This is a genomic window from Pseudomonas sp. NPDC088429 (assembly GCF_044753305.1).
In the GTDB taxonomy this organism is placed as follows: domain Bacteria; phylum Pseudomonadota; class Gammaproteobacteria; order Pseudomonadales; family Pseudomonadaceae; genus Aquipseudomonas; species Aquipseudomonas rustica.
Genome location: NZ_JBIVMX010000082.1, coordinates 1 through 17047 on the forward strand (window position 1 = coordinate 1; position 17047 = coordinate 17047).

At 57.5% G+C, this 17047-nt stretch carries 17 protein-coding genes, 1 tRNA gene and 1 pseudogene; 7 read left to right on the forward strand and 12 right to left on the reverse strand.

The window, feature by feature from the left end:
* Positions 1-527 (forward strand): annotated as a pseudogene (locus ACIP66_RS25725) (ribonucleoside-diphosphate reductase subunit alpha); the annotation flags it as partial.
* A 651-nt stretch (positions 528-1178) separates the two neighbouring features.
* Here the strand turns inward: ACIP66_RS25725 and flgE are convergent.
* The 6 genes from flgE to ACIP66_RS25755 form a co-directional block, all read right to left on the reverse strand.
* The gene (flgE, locus tag ACIP66_RS25730) at positions 1179-2513 is read right to left on the reverse strand and encodes a flagellar hook protein FlgE (protein WP_159812701.1); all 1335 of its coding nucleotides are present in this window, start codon (positions 2511-2513) and stop codon (positions 1179-1181) included.
* A 31-nt stretch (positions 2514-2544) separates the two neighbouring features.
* Positions 2545-3273 (reverse strand): flagellar hook assembly protein FlgD, encoded by a 729-nt coding sequence (gene flgD, locus ACIP66_RS25735; RefSeq protein ID WP_053122813.1) that lies wholly within the window; start codon positions 3271-3273, stop codon positions 2545-2547.
* 15 nt (positions 3274-3288) lie between these two features.
* Positions 3289-3732 carry a flagellar basal body rod protein FlgC gene (gene flgC / locus ACIP66_RS25740; RefSeq protein WP_053122816.1) on the reverse strand — a complete coding sequence of 148 codons (444 nt, stop codon included), beginning with the start codon at positions 3730-3732 and terminating at the stop codon, positions 3289-3291.
* Between the two features lie 3 nt (positions 3733-3735).
* The gene (flgB, locus tag ACIP66_RS25745) at positions 3736-4143 is read right to left on the reverse strand and encodes a flagellar basal body rod protein FlgB (protein ID WP_053122819.1); all 408 of its coding nucleotides are present in this window, start codon (positions 4141-4143) and stop codon (positions 3736-3738) included.
* 325 nt (positions 4144-4468) lie between these two features.
* On the reverse strand, positions 4469-5296 hold the full coding sequence (cheR, locus tag ACIP66_RS25750; RefSeq protein WP_053122821.1) for a protein-glutamate O-methyltransferase CheR: 828 nt from the start codon (positions 5294-5296) through the stop codon (positions 4469-4471).
* Between the two features lie 46 nt (positions 5297-5342).
* Positions 5343-6275, reverse strand: coding sequence for a chemotaxis protein CheV (locus ACIP66_RS25755; protein ID WP_159812703.1), 933 nt, complete (start codon positions 6273-6275; stop codon positions 5343-5345).
* Between the two features lie 82 nt (positions 6276-6357).
* Between ACIP66_RS25755 and flgA the strand changes: the two genes are divergently transcribed.
* From flgA to ACIP66_RS25775, 4 genes are all read left to right on the forward strand, one after another.
* A complete protein-coding gene (gene flgA / locus ACIP66_RS25760; protein ID WP_400651879.1) occupies positions 6358-7119 on the forward strand; it encodes a flagellar basal body P-ring formation chaperone FlgA in 762 nt (253 codons plus the stop codon).
* 160 nt (positions 7120-7279) lie between these two features.
* Complete coding sequence (flgM, locus tag ACIP66_RS25765) at positions 7280-7606, forward strand: flagellar biosynthesis anti-sigma factor FlgM (RefSeq protein ID WP_053122828.1); 327 nt, start codon at positions 7280-7282, stop codon at positions 7604-7606.
* 48 nt (positions 7607-7654) lie between these two features.
* Positions 7655-8122, forward strand: coding sequence for a flagella synthesis protein FlgN (locus tag ACIP66_RS25770; protein ID WP_053122830.1), 468 nt, complete (start codon positions 7655-7657; stop codon positions 8120-8122).
* A gap of 88 nt (positions 8123-8210) precedes the next feature.
* A complete protein-coding gene (locus ACIP66_RS25775; RefSeq protein WP_212543830.1) occupies positions 8211-8957 on the forward strand; it encodes a flagellar brake protein in 747 nt (248 codons plus the stop codon).
* A gap of 723 nt (positions 8958-9680) precedes the next feature.
* Here ACIP66_RS25775 and ACIP66_RS25780 read toward each other — a convergent pair.
* The 5 genes from ACIP66_RS25780 to ACIP66_RS25800 all read right to left on the reverse strand — a co-directional run bounded on the left by ACIP66_RS25780 (position 9681) and on the right by ACIP66_RS25800 (position 15368).
* Positions 9681-11063, reverse strand: coding sequence for an MFS transporter (locus ACIP66_RS25780; RefSeq protein ID WP_400651870.1), 1383 nt, complete (start codon positions 11061-11063; stop codon positions 9681-9683).
* A 67-nt stretch (positions 11064-11130) separates the two neighbouring features.
* Positions 11131-12372 (reverse strand): glutamine synthetase family protein, encoded by a 1242-nt coding sequence (locus ACIP66_RS25785; RefSeq protein WP_212543940.1) that lies wholly within the window; start codon positions 12370-12372, stop codon positions 11131-11133.
* A gap of 338 nt (positions 12373-12710) precedes the next feature.
* Complete coding sequence (locus ACIP66_RS25790) at positions 12711-13403, reverse strand: sensor histidine kinase (RefSeq protein WP_400651872.1); 693 nt, start codon at positions 13401-13403, stop codon at positions 12711-12713.
* Entirely contained in the window at positions 13400-15004 is a 1605-nt protein-coding gene (locus ACIP66_RS25795) for a response regulator (protein WP_400651874.1), read from the reverse strand. Before ACIP66_RS25795 ends, ACIP66_RS25790 begins: the two co-directional genes overlap by 4 nt.
* Before the next feature lie 287 nt (positions 15005-15291).
* Positions 15292-15368: transfer RNA gene (locus tag ACIP66_RS25800), tRNA-Arg, on the reverse strand.
* Between the two features lie 294 nt (positions 15369-15662).
* Here ACIP66_RS25800 and ACIP66_RS25805 point away from each other — a divergent pair.
* Together ACIP66_RS25805 and ACIP66_RS25810 are read left to right on the forward strand one after the other, a co-directional pair.
* Complete coding sequence (locus ACIP66_RS25805; protein ID WP_212548932.1) at positions 15663-15893, forward strand: hypothetical protein; 231 nt, start codon at positions 15663-15665, stop codon at positions 15891-15893.
* Between the two features lie 20 nt (positions 15894-15913).
* Positions 15914-16093 (forward strand): PA3371 family protein, encoded by a 180-nt coding sequence (locus ACIP66_RS25810; protein WP_053122845.1) that lies wholly within the window; start codon positions 15914-15916, stop codon positions 16091-16093.
* Here ACIP66_RS25810 and phnN read toward each other — a convergent pair.
* A complete protein-coding gene (gene phnN / locus ACIP66_RS25815; RefSeq protein ID WP_400651881.1) occupies positions 16068-16637 on the reverse strand; it encodes a phosphonate metabolism protein/1,5-bisphosphokinase (PRPP-forming) PhnN in 570 nt (189 codons plus the stop codon). The two genes, ACIP66_RS25810 and phnN, sit on opposite strands and share 26 nt — an antisense overlap.
* Positions 16638-17047 lie beyond the last annotated feature (410 nt).

Genomic DNA, 17047 nt, shown 5'->3' on the forward strand with positions numbered 1-17047 from the left:
GTCAGAACCTCTATGTGAAATCGAACCTGTCGGGCGAATTCACCGTGATCAACCCGTACCTGGTTCGCGACCTCAAGGCTCGCGGTCTGTGGGACTCGGTCATGATCAACGACCTGAAGTACTACGACGGTTCGGTTCAGCAAATCGAGCGCATCCCGCAAGAACTCAAAGAGCTCTACGCGACTGCCTTCGAAGTGGACACCAAGTGGATCGTTGACGCGGCCAGCCGTCGTCAGAAGTGGATCGACCAGGCCCAATCGCTGAACCTGTACATCGCTGGCGCATCGGGCAAGAAACTCGACGTGACCTACCGCATGGCTTGGTACCGTGGCCTGAAAACCACTTACTACCTCCGTGCCCTGGCCGCGACCAGCACCGAGAAGTCGACCATCAGCACCAGCAAGCTGAACGCTGTATCCAGCGGCGGCAACCACGGTGATGACTCGGTCCTGGCTGCTCCAGCCGGCCCAGCGCCAGTGCCAAAAGCCTGCGCGATCGACGAGCCGGATTGCGAAGCTTGCCAATAAGCTGAGCGAAATCGGGTGTTGAAAAACACCTGATTGAAAAAGCCCCTGACAGACCTCTGGTTTGTTGGGGGCTTTTTTTTGCCCCAACTCCCTGTAGGAGCTGCCGAAGGCTGCGATCTGTTGATCTTGCTACTAGTGACAACAGCAAAAGATCGCAGCCTTCGGCAGCTCCTACATTTGAATAGAGTTCAACCTGACAGAAACGGGCCGGCTGTCAGACCGCCTTCGCGAGCAAGCTCTGCTCCTACAAAAGCAAGATCAAAAGATCGCAGCCTTCGGCAGCTCCTACATGAAATCAAACCCGCGCCACCACTAGGCCGAGTGTCAGCTCGCCTGCTTTTGATTTTGATCTTAGAGCCCGTCGGGAGGCTGAGTGGAGGGATTCATACGGGGAAAGCATCGAGAGGAGGTGCAGCGAAGCAAACCGTAGGCGATGCCCCCGGATGAACCCGGAGCGAAGGAACCCGAGCCTTAGCGAGGGCCGGACGTCAGGGCACAGACCTTTTGGTTACTTTTGGGGCGTTTGCCAAAAGTGACCCGCCGTAAGGGCGGAACCATAATCAGCCACCCCCGCAGCAACGGATATAAACCCAAACCCAAAAAAAAGCCCCTCAAAAAAGAGGGGCCCTTCTCAAACAGCAAAACCAAAAATCAGGTCATCTGAATAATGGTCTGCATAATCGTGCTCTGCGTAGAAATCGTCTTCGCATTCGCCTGATAGTTACTCTGACCCTTGATCAAATCAACCAACTCATTCGTCAGGTTAACGTTCGACTCCTCCAGCGAGTTCGACGCGATCGAACCCAAAGTCCCGGTCTCCGGCGCATCGTACCCCGGAATACCCGAAGCAAACGTCTCCTTCCAGCTAGTACCACCAACCGCCTGCAAACCCTGCTCGTTAGTGAAACTGGCCAACGCCACCTGCCCAATCGCCTTGCTCTGATTGTTACTGAAGTTGGCGAACAAGGTACCGGTGCCATCAATCGTCAGGTTAGTGATCTGCCCAGTGGCATAACCATCCTGAGTCGGAATCGAACGCGCAGTATCAGCGTTGTACTGAGTAGTCTTGGCCATCGAAATGGTCACACCCGCCGGGTTCGCTGCCGCACCGTTAGGGGTAAACACACCATTGGTCACAGTGCCTGGCTTCCAGTTACTCAGCGTCAAGTCGCTGCTGATAATCGGATTTGCAGGATCCGCCGGATTCGGTGTGCTCACCTGAGTCAACTTGCCCGAGCTGTCGAACGACAACGTCGAAGCCGTCGGCGCCGTCAGGGTTGGATCACTGCCGGTCGCGTCCGGGTTACGGCCGTCAACCAGGGTGTAAACCTTCCAGGTGTTGTCGCTGGTCTTCACCACATACTGATCCATGACGTGGGAGTTACCCTGAGTGTCATAAATCGGTGTGCTGAACGACTTGGTGTACGTCTCGGCTTTCGATGGATCGAACTTGACCGCGTTGGCGCCGGTATCAACGATCACCGGTGCCGACGAGTTCAGGTTGATGGTCGAGGTCACCGACGAAGTCGATTTCGGTGCCAGGTTCGACGTGTCGATTTTCAGGTCAGTCAACACACCGTTGAGAATTTTGCCGTTGGCATCCACACCGTAACCCTGCAGACGCGAGGTGTAGTCGGTGTTGGTGATGTAACCGGCGTTGTCGACCTTGAACGTACCGGCACGGGTGTACGACACCGAACCGTTGTTGCTCATGGTGAAGAAGCCCGAACCGTTGATGCCCATGTCGAGCACGTTACCGGTGTTGCTGATGTCACCCTGGGTGAACTGCTGCGAAACGTTGGCCAGGCGCACGCCGTTACCAATCACTTTGCTGCCGCTGCCCAGACGAGTCGCCGAGTAGACGTCTTCGAATTCTGCGCGCGAGGATTTGAAACCGGCGGTGGCAACGTTGGCGATGTTGTTGCCGGTCACGTCCAGTTGTTTGTTGGCTGCATAGAGACCGCTAAGGCCGATATTGAAAGACATATTCCACTCCTTTGTGCCGGGTTAATCGGCTCTATATACCAATGGTTTGTACTTTGGACAGGGCAACGCTGCCCTTGCCGGCCAGGTTGAGCATCAGCTCGCCGCCGGTCTGGCTGATGGTCACGCTGTTGACCGTGGCCGGCAGGTAAGTGGCCAGATCCGTTGCGGCGCCATCGATCGGTGCGCTGGCCTTGAAGGTGTAAGTACCGACCGGCACCACGGTGCCGGAAGAATCCTTGCCGTCCCAAGTGAAGCTGGCATCGCCGGCCGCGCGGCTGCCCAGGTCGATGGTGCGAACGGCTTTGCCGTCCTTGTCAGTGATGGTGACGGTGCCGCCGGCGATCGACGAAGGCACGGTGACCGAACCGGTCAGGCCTTTGGTTGGGTCGTCGAGCTGCGCGGTGTTGGTCTGCACGATCACGTTGCGACCGACCAGCGACGACGCCTGCAAGGCTTGCGAGGAGTTGTAGTTGCCGGCCAGCGAGCTGACGGTGCTGTTCAGTGTGGTGATGCCTTCCAGACTGCTGAACTGCGCCAACTGTGCAACGAACGCACTGTTGTCCTGCGGATCGAGCGGGTTCTGGTTTTTCAGCTGGGTCACCAGCAATTGCAGGAACGCATCTTTGCCCAGCGCCTGGCCACCGGTAGCGCTGTTGGTCGCCGAAGCGATGCCGCCGGAGGTGCTGCTGCTGGCCGTCTTCGACGAGTTGGCCAGAATGTCGTTCATGCTCAGGGAGCTGGTGGTATCGGTAACGCTCATGGCAGTCGCCCCTTATTACTGACCGAGGGTCAGTACCTTCTGCATCATGGTTTTGGCGGTGTTCATCATTTCGGCGTTGGTCTGGAACGAACGGCTCGCGGAAATCATGTCAGCCATTTCTTCCACCACGTTGACGTTCGGGTAGTAGACGTAGCCTTTGGCGTCGGCCGCCGGATGGTTCGGCTCGTAACGCGCTTCGAGGTTGCTCTGGTCTTCGACCACACCGAGTACCTGCACGCCCTGCCCCGCGGCGTCCTGACTCTGGAACAGCGAGTTGCTGCCAGCGTTTTGGCCGCCCTGGAACATGGTGGCGAACACCGGGTGACGGGCGCGGTAGGTCTGGTCGATGCTCGACGAGACGGTTTCGGCGTTGGCGATGTTCGACGCCACGGTGTTCAGACGCGTGGTTTGTGCGCTCATGCCGCTGCCGGCAATGTTGAAAACGCTGGACAGGGACATGGATTACTCTCCGCGCAGGGCTGAGACCAGCCCTTTGAATTTGCTGTTGAGCAGCGTGAAGCTGGCCTGGAAGCCCACGGCGTTTTCCGCGTAGTTGGACTGTTCCAGTTGCGCATCCACGGTGTTCTGGTCGATCGAAGGTTGCATCGGCGTGCGATACAGCAGCGATTCGTCGCCATTGCCCAGGCCTTCAGCTTCGATGTGACGGCTGTTGGTCATGTTCAGGGCGATGGTGCCGTTGGCGTTCTTCTGGGTCTGTGCTTCGAGCACTTTCGAGAAGTCCAGATCCCGCGCCTTGTAGTTCGGGGTATCGGCGTTGGCGATGTTGTTGGCCAGCACTTCGGCACGCTGGGCGCGGAAGCCCAATGCTTTTTCGTGAATGCCGAGCGCTTTATCGAAGCTGATGCTCATGTCGGGAACCTTCAGGTGACCGGTTTTTCGTACATGAGCTTTAGCAAGCCGCGTGCCAAACAGAAGAAACCCCGTAAACCGGGGCTTTGCGGGCAGCCGGCAAAGCGGCAATGCCAGAAAAGCGGCAAGCGGTTTCCGCCAGATGCCGCTTTTCTGCCGCTTCGCCCTGCGAGCACCTCCACCTGTAGGAGCTGCCGAAGGCTGCGATCTTTAGATCTTGATCTTAAAAAACAAAATCAAAAGATCGCAGCCTTCGGCAGCTCCTACGTGAAGCATGCGGCAAAAAAAAAGGAGCCCCTGAGGGCTCCCTTCTTCTGCACATGCTTCATTTCGCCTGGTAAATAATCCCCGGGCTGCACTGCACCATCTGATAGTGATCCGGCAAACCGTTCAGCGCTTCCGACGCGCCAAGGAACAGATAACCGCCCGGCTTCAGCGTGCTGTGGATGCGCAGCAGGATGTCTTTCTTCACTTCGGCAGAAAAGTAGATCAACACGTTGCGGCAGAACACGATGTCGAACTTGCCCAGCGCGGCATAGCTGTCGAGCAGGTTGAACGAGCGGAACTCGACGCGGCTTTTGATCGGCGCCTTGATCACCCAGCGCCCCGGGCCTTTCGGATCGAAGTAACGCTGCAGACGTTCCGGCGACAAACCACGACCGATGGCCAGGCTGTCGTACTCGCCGGTCTTGCAGTTGTTGAGCATCAGGCCGGACAGATCGGTGGCTACAATCTGCACGCCCATCTTCAGCTGACCGAGGTTAGTGCGTTCGAACTCATCGATCGACATCGACAGCGAATACGGTTCCTGACCCGACGAGCACGCCGCCGACCAGATCCGCAGACGCTGGTTAGGGCTGGCCTTGATCGCTTCGGGCAGGACTTTTTTCTTCAAGACTTCAAACGGATAGGTGTCACGAAACCACAGGGTTTCGTTGGTCGTCATGGCATCAACCACCTGCTCGCGCAAACCGCTGCGCGGCTGGGTCTGGATGCGCTGCACCAGCTCACCCAGGGATTTGATGCCTTGCTGTTCCATCAGTTTGTTGAGACGGCTCGAGACCAGGTACTGCTTGTTTTCACCGAGCAAAATGCCACAGGCTTTTTCCAGGAAGACCCGGAACTGTTCGAAATCCAAATTACCCGTAGACAATGATGCCGCCTCTTAAATCGTGTTGACCGCCAGGAGCAAAGCGCTCCTAACTGATATCTGCTGCTTTGATCCGGTCGACTACCCGGGATGCCAGGTCATCAGGGCGGAATTTGGCCAGAAAGTCATCGGCGCCGACTTTCTTGACCATCGCCTGATTGAATACCCCGGACAACGAAGTATGCAGGATGATATGAAGCTTTTGCATGCGTGGGTCGCTGCGGATCTCAGCCGTCAAAGTGTATCCGTCCATCTCCGGCATCTCGATGTCGGAGATCATCATCAGGAACTCTTCTTCCGGCTTTTTGCCCTCATCGACCAGCTTGCGCAGGTAATCCAGCGCCTGTTTGCCGTCGTTCAGCGCCACCACTTCGACGCCGACCGTTTGCAGACAACGCGACACCTGCTTGCGCGCCACTGACGAGTCATCGACCGTCAGCACCCGCAGCGACAACGCTTTGGTCTGGGTCTCGACATCGACCACGCCCACCGAAATCGCTTCCGGTGTCGGCGCAACTTCCGCCAGCACTTTCTCGACATCGATGATTTCGACTAACTGATTGTCCACCCGAGTCACAGCGGTCAGGTAATGATCGCGACCCGTGCCCTTGGGCGGTGGATGAATCTCTTCCCAGTTCATGTTGACGATGCGCTCCACCGAGCGCACCAGGAAACCCTGGGTCTTGGTGTTGTACTCCGTGATGATCACGAACGGGTTGTTCTTGTCTTTCAACGCGCCGGAGCCGGTCGCCATCGCCAGATCAAGGATCGGAATGGTCGCCCCCCGGATATTTGCCACCCCGCACACGACAGGACTGGACTTGGGCATCAACGTCAGCGACGGGCATTGCAGCACTTCCCGCACCTTGAACACGTTGATTCCGTAGAGCTGCTGACCGTCGAGACGGAACAACAACAGCTCCAGGCGATTCTGCCCCACCAGTTGCGTGCGCTGGTTTACCGAATCCATTACACCAGCCATGCCCAGACTCCTACCTCAACGCCAAGTGTTGTTGCGACGCACATTCATTGCTAAACGGCACGGCGCTTGCTTTTTAACTCGTATGAACGCTCAAACGACATTTTTCCGACACCTGACCTCTCCCCTTCGCAAAGGGCTTTGCGCGGTGTCTGCCGCCTGCTGTTTGCTCGCTGGCAGCCCTGCCATTGCGGATTCGGTTACCTTGCCTGACATGCTTATCGGCGTCACTCAGGGCTTTCTTGAGTTCACCGTAGAAGACTATTTGGCAACCAGTCAAACCGAAGGCCGCTACGAGATCGAAGTCAAGCAGCTCGATCCGCGTATGCGCATGCCGATGTGCGACAAGGAATTGACAGCGTCGCTGGAGAATACCCCCCGTCCTTTGGGCCGGGTGACGGTCAAGGTTCGCTGTGAAGGCAGTTCGCCCTGGACGGTGTTCGTGCCCGCTCAAGTCCGCCTGTTTCGCGATATTGTCACCACCACCCGAGCACTCAGGCGCGCCGGGATTATCGAACCTCAGGACGTGACCTTGCGCGAGCGCGATGTCAGTCAGATCAATCAAGGTTTTCTGACCTCGGTAGACGAAGCGATCGGGCAGAAATTAACCCGACCAACGGTCGCCGATCAGGTGATTACCCAAGTCCACCTGGAACAGGCCGAAGTCGTGCGCAAAGGTGATCAAGTGGTCATCACCGCGCGCAGCGGCACACTCGCCGTGCGCATGCCCGGCGAAGCCCTGTCCAACGGCGGACTGAAAGAACAGATCCGAGTGAAAAACCTCAATTCGCAACGGGTGATCAAGGCGCAAATCATCGCGCCGGGACAGGTGGAAGTTTCCATGTAAACACCGAGGAGAAAACTGGCGCTGGCCATGGCTGTTCCCTAAACTGTGCCGCAGCAGGACGCGCGCGGGTGCATGCAGCTTTCATTGCTAAATGTGCCTAAAGTTTTCCAGGAGATGGCCGAAAACATGGCAAGCGTCCAAATTCCCAGAGGTTTTTATCATGGTCATCGATTTCAGCCGTTTGAACAGCTCCTCGTCACTGACAGGCAGTACACGTACCAGCGCGCCCAAGGAAACCGCCGAAAACGGCACTTCCGCGCCGCTGAATACCCAGGCCGAAACGGCCAGTACCGCTAAAAGCGGGGAATCGGTACACCTCAGCAATGAGGCTCAACAGTTGCAGAAGGTCACTGACAAGCTGCGCGATCAGCCTGCTGTCGACAAAGCCCGTGTGGCCGAGTTGAAAGCCGCGATTGCCGATGGCAGCTATAAAGTCGACAGCAACCGTGTAGCCAGCAAACTGCTCAACTTCGAAGCCCAGCGCTAGGCTTTTGCCAGCGCGAGGCTTTTGGACGCTTAAAACCCAAGGCCAGCCATGCACGACACTAATTTATTGCAACTGATCAACGACGACTTTGCTCCAGCTCAACAATTGCTGGAGTTATTGCAAACCGAGTCCCTCGCTTTGCACGGTCGCGACATGCCCCTGCTCGAAGAGATTCTGGCAACCAAACAGGCACTGATCATTCTGCTTGAACAGCATGGCCGCAAGCGCAGCGAAATCCTCGTCAGCCTCAACCTGACGCCAGACCGTCAAGGTCTTGAGCAACTGGCCGCGCAATCGAGCGTTGGCCAGCAGCTGCTGACTCAGGGCGATGCCCTGACCGATCTCATCGCCCAATGCCAGGCGGCCAACGTCAAAAACGGCCAGTCGATCCTCATGCAACAGGCCGCGACCAGCAATCAACTGAAGATCCTCACCGGGGGCGAAGCGCCAGCGTTGTATGACGCCAGCGGCACGTTTGCCAAACCCGCGATGCCGCGTCCGCTCAGCCAGGCATGAGTCGTTGATGCGCCAGCTCTATCAACTCGCGAAACATGCTGGCAAAATGCTGGCTAGTCGTCATATTTTGTCTGGAGATTGATAAACCGTGTCCAACGCCCTCAGCGCGGATGATGCTCCGCAGCCTCCTAAGGTGCTCACCACACCTCTGGAAATCTCCAGCAACCTGCGTCAGCTGCAAGACAGCCATGATCCGCTGATCATCACCTTTCACGAGCGCAGCCAGCGTTTCCAGAGCTATTTGATCAAGGTTGACCGCGATACCGCTTCGATTAACCTCGATGAAATGGTGCCACGTGACGGTGAACGCTTTCTGCTGGCGGGCGAGCCGTTCAAGGTTGAGGGTTTCCATGAAGGCGTGCGCATCGCCTGGGAATGCAATGGCACGCTGGACATCGTCGATCGCGACGGCGACCGCTTCTACACCGGCGAACTGCCGACTGAAGTGGTTTACCACCAGCGCCGCAACGCCTTCCGCGCCGCGTTGAAGCTGACCGATCTGGTCAACGTCGAACTCGGCGGCGAGAAACTCAAGGCGCCGATCAACGGCAAGCTGCTGGACATCTCCGCCACCGGTTGCAAGCTGCGCTTTGAAGGCGACATCACTGACCGCCTGCAACTGGGCCAGGTCTACGACCGCCTGATCGCCCCGCCGCTGTTCGGCAATCAGCCGACTTCGGTTGAACTGCGTTATTTGCATTTTGAAGAAAAACTCAACATCACCTTTGCGGGTCTGCGCTTCCACAACATCAGTGGCCAGGCGGCGCGTAACGTTGAGCGCTTTGTGTATCAACTGCAGCGTGAAGCACGGCGTTTCGATAAAGACGATATGTGATTCGTAGCGGCAAATAAAAAAGGGCAGTCCTGGGCGGGACTGCCCTTTTTTGTGCCTGATCGAAAATCCAATTAACACTGAGATCCCTGTGGCGAGGGGATTTATCCCCGCTGGGCTGCGAAGCGGCCCCAAATCCTGACTGCACATTGTTCCTGTTGAACCGAGCTGGATGGTTTTACGACTGCTGCGCAGCCGAACGGGGATAAATCCCCTCGCCACAGGTCAAGTGTTTCCCGACCGCCCTGTTTTGTGCCTGAGAGATATTCAATCAAAAATCTGTGGTGAGTGAATTAATTGTGGCGAGGGGATTTATCCCCGCTGGGCTGCGAAGCGGCCCCAAATCCTGACTGCACAATGTTCCTGTTGAACCGAGCTGGATGGTTTTGCGACTGCTGCGCAGCCGAACGGGGATAAATCCCCTCGCCACAGGTTAAGTGTTTCCCTTTAGGGTTTTGCACCTATGTGAATTATTCGCCTGTGAGAATTCAACCAAGAATCTGTGGTGTATGAATTACTTGTGGCGAGGGGATTTATCCCCGCTGGGCTGCGAAGCGGCCCCAAATCCTGACTGCACAATGTTCCTGTTGAACCGAGCTGGATGGTTTTACGACTGCTGCGCAGCCGAACGGGGATAAATCCCCTCGCCACAAGAATTCACTCACCACAGGGTTATCCATTCATCATTAAATCTGTGTTCACCACAGGTGAATATTGCAGTCAGAGTCAGGGTCTGGCGCCACTGATGTCTGGCGTGGGTTTATCGCTGCCATCATCCGGCTCTGTTTCCACCACTGGCTCCGGCGGAGTCTCAGATTCAGGCTCCACTTCCGGCTCAGGCTCGACCGGTGTCTGCATCTGATCCTGCACCACCTGTTCATCCACCCGCGGATCCAGCGCTGCCACCAGCGGTGAGCTCGACATGCTGTCCGGCATCGCCACGTGATGCAGCGGCGCGTCATCAACCTGGTGCAGATTGGTCACGGCTTTCGGGCGAATTCGCCACACCAGCACCAACGCAAAGAAGCTGAAAAACGCATACAGACTCTGGCTGCCGAGAAACTTCATTAACACGCCTGCCAGCAACGGCCCGATGCTCGCGCCGACGCCATACGTCACCAGCAGCATCGCCGTCAGCGAGACGCGGCGATCGCCTTCAACGTGGTCATTGGAAAACGCCACCGCCAGCGGATACAGACAGAACTGCACCAGCGAACAGAAGAAGCCGACGACAAACAGCACCTCCAGCGGCACCTCCGGCATGATCGCCAACGGCAACGCCGCCACCGCGAGGAACCCGGCAAAGCAGCGAATCAGCAGCGCACGATCGTAACGGTCAGACAGCCACCCCAGCGGCCACTGCACCAGCAGCCCGGCAAAAATGCAGCTACCCATGAACAGACCGACCTGCTCGGTCGAGAGCCCTTGCTGCGAGGCATACAACGGCGCCAGACCGTAAAACGCACCGATGATCAAACCGGCACCCAGCACCGTACTCAGCGACTGCGGCACACGTTTAATGAAGAAGCGCGGTTCCATCGGCGCAGGATGCAGCGGCGCCGGGTGAATCCGTCGGGTCAGCGTCACCGGCACCAGGCACAGGGCGAAACACAGCGCGACCAACATCAACAGCTCCGGGCCCAACCCTGGGTGCATGACCAGAATCAACTGACCCAACACCAGCCCCAGATACGAAGCGATCATGTATCCGCTGAACACCAGCCCGCGCTGATTGGCGTCGGCCTGCTCGTTGAGCCAGCTCTCGATCACCATGTATTGGCACATCATGCCCAGACCGACAATCGTCCGCAGCACCAGCCACGCCGGCAGCCAGTCCACCAGACCATGCCCGAGCACCGCCGCACCGACGATCCCGGCACACGCCGAATACGCCCGAATATGCCCAACACGCGCGATCAAGCGGTGACCGATCTTGCCGCCCAGCACCAGACCAAAATAGTTGCAGGCCATCAGCGCACCGACCCACAGCCCGTCGACATTGTCGGCGGCCAGGCGCAAAGCCAGATAAGTAGACAAAAGGCCCGAGCCGATCAACATCATCAGCGAGGCGAAATACAGCGCTCGAAAGGATTTCCAGATTTGGCGCATCGGCGTTCCGAGCGGCTCCTTGCAGTGAGTCCGGGCTATCAAACGATAGCCCGGTGGCGACAGTTCGTCAGGCCTGGGCTGCTAGAACACGTCGTTCCCAGGGGGTAATTTCATCAAAGAAACTCGTCAACTCCATGGTCTTCGAAGCGATGTAGCCTTCGATGAACTCCTTGCCGAACAGTTCCATGGCCAATTGGCTACGTTTCAGACGTTCGAGTGCGGCATGCAAGGTACACGGCAGCGACAGATTGTCCGGGACTTCGAATTCACCCTGAATTGCTTCGGTCGGTTCCAGCTCATGCTCGATGCCATGCAAGCCCGCGGCCAGGCTGGCGGCGATTGCCAGATACGGATTGGCGTCGGCGCCCGGCAAACGGTTTTCGACGCGACGGGCCACCGGCGAGCTGGCGGGAATCCGTAAGCCGGCGGCGCGATTGTCGTGTGACCAGCAGGCATTGTTCGGCGACGCGAATGGATGACACAGACGCTGATAGGAGTTCACGTTGGGCGCAAACAGCGCGGTGAATTCAGCCATGCCCGCCTGCTGTCCGCCGATGAAGTGGCGGAACATTGCGGTCGGCTGGCCCTTCTCGTCGCTGAATACATTTTTGCCGCTGCCGATCTCGACGATGCTCTGGTGAATGTGCATCGAACTGCCCGGCGTGTGCGCCAGCGGTTTGGCCATGCACACCACGGTCAGCCCGTGCTTGAGCGCGACTTCTTTGAGCAAGTGTTTGAACAGGAAGGTCTGGTCGGCCAGCAACAGCGGATCACCGTGCAGCAGGTTGATCTCAAACTGGCTGACGCCCATTTCATGCATAAAGGTGTCGCGCGGCAAACCGAGGGCCGCCATGCATTTATAGACTTCGTTGAAGAACGGCCGCAGACCGTTGTTGGAACTGACGCTGAACGCCGACTGCCCATCCTCGCGGCGACCGTCGAGACCAACGGGTGGGCGGAACGGTTGATTCGGATCGGTATTGGGTGCGAAGACAAAGAATTCCAGCTCGGTCGCCACCACCGGCGCCAGGCCCAACGCCGCATACCGGGCGATGACTTTCTTCAACTGGCCACGGGTCGACAGGTTGGAGCTTTCGCCGGTCAGCTCATCGGCATCGCAGATCGCCCATGCGCGCGGCTCGTCGCTCCACGGCAACGGATGAATCATGCTCGGTTCGGCCACCAGCGCCAGGTCACCGTCATCGCTGCCGTAAAACTTCGCCGCCGGGTAACCGCCCATGATGCATTGCAGCAGCACACCCCGCGCCATCTGCAAACGCCGCCCTTCGAGGAACCCCTCGGCGGTCATCACCTTGCCTCGCGGCACGCCGTTCAAATCCGGCGTGACACATTCAATCTCATCAATGCCCGTCAATCGCTGTGCGAGTGAGCGCTGGCCATCGGTTGTCATGACGCAATCCTTGTTGTTGTGCGAGCCGCGAACGGCGACCCGGACAAAATAGGCTGCGGCTGTTCGGAATATCAAGCAGCGTCAAAACAAAAAAACCAAACAACGCGAATCCCCCGTGTAGGAGCTGCCGAAGGCTGCGATCTTTTGATGTTGCCGTTAGAAACAAGATCAAAAGATCGCAGCCTTCGGCAGCTCCTACACGGGGAGAACGCTGCCGTCACGATCAGTCGAACGTCTCAGGGGAGGAAGAGGCTGAAGAGGCCGCCACCGAGCGGGCCGCCGTTGCTGATTTCGGTGCGTCCTTCGACGCCGTTGCGCTGATGCAACGCTGCAATACGTTGGGCGAAATAGAGGCCAAGCCCCGTGCTGCCGCTGCTGTGATTGATGCCCTGCACGTAATCGGCCTGACGCTCGAGCATCTCGGCCGGATACCCGTCGCCATCATCATTGATGGTCAGCACCAACTGCCCCGCCTCGTCGCTGACAGTAATCAGCAACGACTCGCGGGCATAGCGGATCGCATTGTTGATGCAGTTGCCGAGCACCGAAGCAATCAGTTCACGGTCGAAGAAACCCAGCGGACACAGCGGATCAATTTCATAGGTGGCGATGATCCCGCGACTGGCAAACACTTCTTGATGTGCCGCCAGTTGCGCCTCGATGAAGTCGTCGAGTTCGTGATACGCCGGCTGCAACGGCATCTGATTCACGCCGAGCTTATACAGCCCGAGCAACTGCACGAGCATGCCGTTGAGGTGAGCGAACTCGAAGTCGATCACGCCCTGCTCAGAACCCTCGCGCTGCTCTGGCGGCAACCGCGCCAGCCATTGGCTGTGGGCCTGCATGAGCATGGCCAGCGAGTTCTTCATGTCGTGAACGGTGGAGGCGATCACCGTGGAAAAATCCAGTGTTTGCTCGTCGTGATTCATTCGCCAAACGCCTTGCTTTTCAGCTTCTGATAACGCGCATGACGCGCGTCGGTGTCGGGCATCAGGCCGACCATTTTCAGGCAGGCCCGACATTCTTCCAGCTCCGCCGACGGCACCGACGTGTCGGTTCCGTGCAGCAGCGATTGCGCCATGTTCAGCGCAATACTGATGTTCTTCGGCTGCAGCTTCAGCGCCTTGCGAAACACCTCGCGGGCCTCCACCAGATTGCCGGTCTTGTACACGCGCACACCCTGACGGTTGAGGTCGGCAGCGGCGTTGCTCGAACTGAGGATAGTCGGGTCATCGGTGAGCTTGGCGATGTCTTTCATCACCGCCGGATCATCGCCGTAAATCTCCGCGCAGCTCTTCAGCATCGAAGTACCCGCCTCGGCCTGACCGAGCATTTGCAGTTGCTTGGCCACCAACAACGCGGCCTCAGGACTCATGAATTGCTCCATGCCGTCGAGGCGCAACATTGCTTGTTCAGTGAGTTTGTCGGCGGTTTCGGCATCGTTGAGCAACAGGCTGGTGGCCTTCATCAAACGCGCACGAATCTGCAGGCCCGGGTCGCTCGGGTTTTCCTTGGCCACGGCGCTGAGCGTGGTATTGATCTCCAGCCGCGTGCGCGTATCGAGACCGCGCTCGCTGCCCTTGCTGATCAATGCGTGGGCCAGACCGAGATTGCTTTCCGCATCCTTGAAACGCGACTGTGCGCCCTGCGCCACGGCCTGCCGATAAGCCCGCGAGGCGGTGTCAAAATCTTCGTTGGTCATCGCCAGTTTGCCGAGCAACGCCTGTCGACGCACCGCCAGCGGCGACAAGCGAATCGCCTCTTCCAGCACCCGTTGCGCGCCCTTGGTGTCACCCTCAGCCACCAGCACGTCGGCCATGCCGTCATACAGCGACGGCATCATCGGAAACACCTTCAGGGCTTTTTCGTAAACGCCTTTGGCCTGGGCAATCTGCCCGCGCTTGAACAACAACTTGCCCAACCCGGCAAACGCCCACGGCAATGGTCGATCAGCAATGATGCCGTCGTAGAGGCGCTCCAGCGCTTCGTTCTGATTGAGATCGCGCAGCGCATCGGCGCGGTAACGCAGGCACAACGGCGAATAGCGGATGTCCTGCTTGCACAACGCGATGCAGGCGTTAAGCACCTCGACCGGTTTGCCACGGTCGAGGGCCTGCAAAATCGGTTTGAGCAAAGTCTTGCGCTGCTCCAGACGCTCCAGTCGCTGCGCCAGACCCGAACGGTTGAACGGCTTGGTCAAATACGCATCCGGCTCATGCTCCAACGCACTGAGCACCATCGCCTGACTGGTCTCGGCGGTGACCATGACGAACACCGCTTCATGGCTGATGAGCTTTTCCAGCATCAGGTCTTCAAGCACCTGCTGGCCGTTCTTCTTGCCGTCGCCGAGATGGAAATCCTGCAGGATGAAATCGTAGGATTTCTGCGCACACATCTTCAGCGCCTGCTCACCGGTGTCCGCCGTGTCGACGTCCTTGACCCCAAGCTCACGCAGCATCGAGCGAACCGAACTGCGAAAATCCGAGAAATCATCGACGATCAGAAAACGCTTTTGGTGATACGACAGCATCGAAGATTTCCAGGCAATTGAAGTGAGGGCACTTTCGGGCGCGACGATGATAGCTGGCGGCAAAATGCTATCAAGGAATTTCACGCGACTTTGAAGTCACCGAGTACGTTATCGGCAACGGGTGGACTTCCCTGAGGGTGGGTGCCTGAAGATTCCTGATGTGCTCGTCAGAGCGCGAAGCTGAAGAGGAAGCCAACTCAGCGAGATCATTTCCACATTGCTGGAACTCTCATACGAAAGGCACAAAAAAGCCCCACCGGGATTGTCCTGAATGGGGCTTTGAAATGTGGTGTCCCAGGCGGGGTTCGAACCTGCAACCTTCCCCTTAGGAGGGGGATGCTCTATCCAATTGAGCTACTGAGACACTGAGTTGTCGCGGGCAGACGCGGCGCGACGGACGGCGTGCATGTTAACGGTCAGGCCCTGATTTGTCATGTCATCCGTAGGGCTTTTTAAGTGTAGGCAGGCGCCCTGCAAGGCTGCGGGATGTTTTACCGTGCATTTTGCACTACCACAAAATGCCATCATTGCAGATTGCAACCCGACCGCTGCGAAAAACCCTCTCAAATGCTTGTTTTTAAAGGACTTAACAGCGGTTAGACTGTTGGCACGGCGGCTGCTATGTCTGTTCCATAGAAGAACAATCGGAGTCCGTCTCATGAACAGCACCCTCTTGCTTGCAAACGCAATCGCATTGGCGGTCTTGGTGGGCTTTCACTTCGCCCCGGACAGTCATGAGACGGTCGCCCAGCGCATGCCACATTACCTGCAAGTGCAGAAGCAGCCGCAACTGGCGGTGCTGAGCGATCAGGGCAGCTACGGCCCAAGAGCTGTAAGCGAGGCTGAACAGGCTTTGCCGGCGCAGGTTTCCGAACGTCTGGTTTTTTGAAATATCTTCAGGAGTACAGCATGTCCAAATCAGCTGCAGGATTTCTGATCCTCGCTTTATTGAGTGGCGTTTTGCATTTTTCGCTGTTCGAGGACACCCAGGTCACCCTGCCCCTGATCGGCTGCGGCGTGTTTGCGGTGTTGTTTGTGCTGGCGCTGGTGGCCGGGCGCAGGATCAAGTTTGATCCGGTGCTGCGTTGAGTTTGAGCACATCCAGCAATTGATTGACGGCGGTCGCCAGATCGCCGGAGTTGTCGATTAGGTTCACGGGCGTGTCGCTGGCTCGTCGGTCTTTGAACAGCGCATTGCGCGCCAGCCTCGCATCGATTTGCTCAAGGGTCTCACGACCTCGTTTGAGCAAGCGTTCACGCAACACTTCATCCCTCACCGTCAACAGCACTGGCACCAGCGTTGGATACAGCTCCTGCGCTTGACGCAGGTTGGCCCGCGAGCCATTCACCAAGACGTTTCGCCCTTCTTTAAGCCACCGATCCATTTCTACTGGAATGCCGTAAGCGAGGCCATTAGCGTGCCAGGCCAGCGCGAAGTCACCGGCTTGCTGGCGGCGCTCAAACTCTTCTGGCGTAACGCCGACCGCGTCCTCACCCACAGACTCCGCTGATCGGGTAATCACTCGGCGAATGATCTCGCAATTCATCGCAAGCAAAGGTTCGCGTGCGGCCTCGATCAGGCTGTCCTTGCCTGAACCGGACGGCCCCATCAGATAAATAAGCTTGCCATCCATCCTGAAAATGCCCTCTGGCACGGGTCTGCCCCTAGTAAATCGGCAAATTGCCACTATCCTGTACAGGTAAGGAACAAGGATAGAAAGCCGCATAGCATGCACGTTCTGAGGTCTTTGGACACCCATTGATGTGCAACAGGAAGCGGGCAGTGATTCGGACGAAGGCAAAGATTTCAAACCAGTCCGCATTTCTGACAATTGGTGCTGGCATTACGCCTTTACCCGGCTCAATATTTGTCACAGAATTGACGCCAATGAACTGGCAATTTTGAGGCATGATGCGCGCCTCTTAACAATTCAGGTTGAACCATTTGGTCCGGATGCTTGTCCTATCACACATCCTGCGGCCATTCCCGAGAACCGCTCCCCGGGACTCCCCGGTTAAATATATGCGCCCATTGCAACTGGCC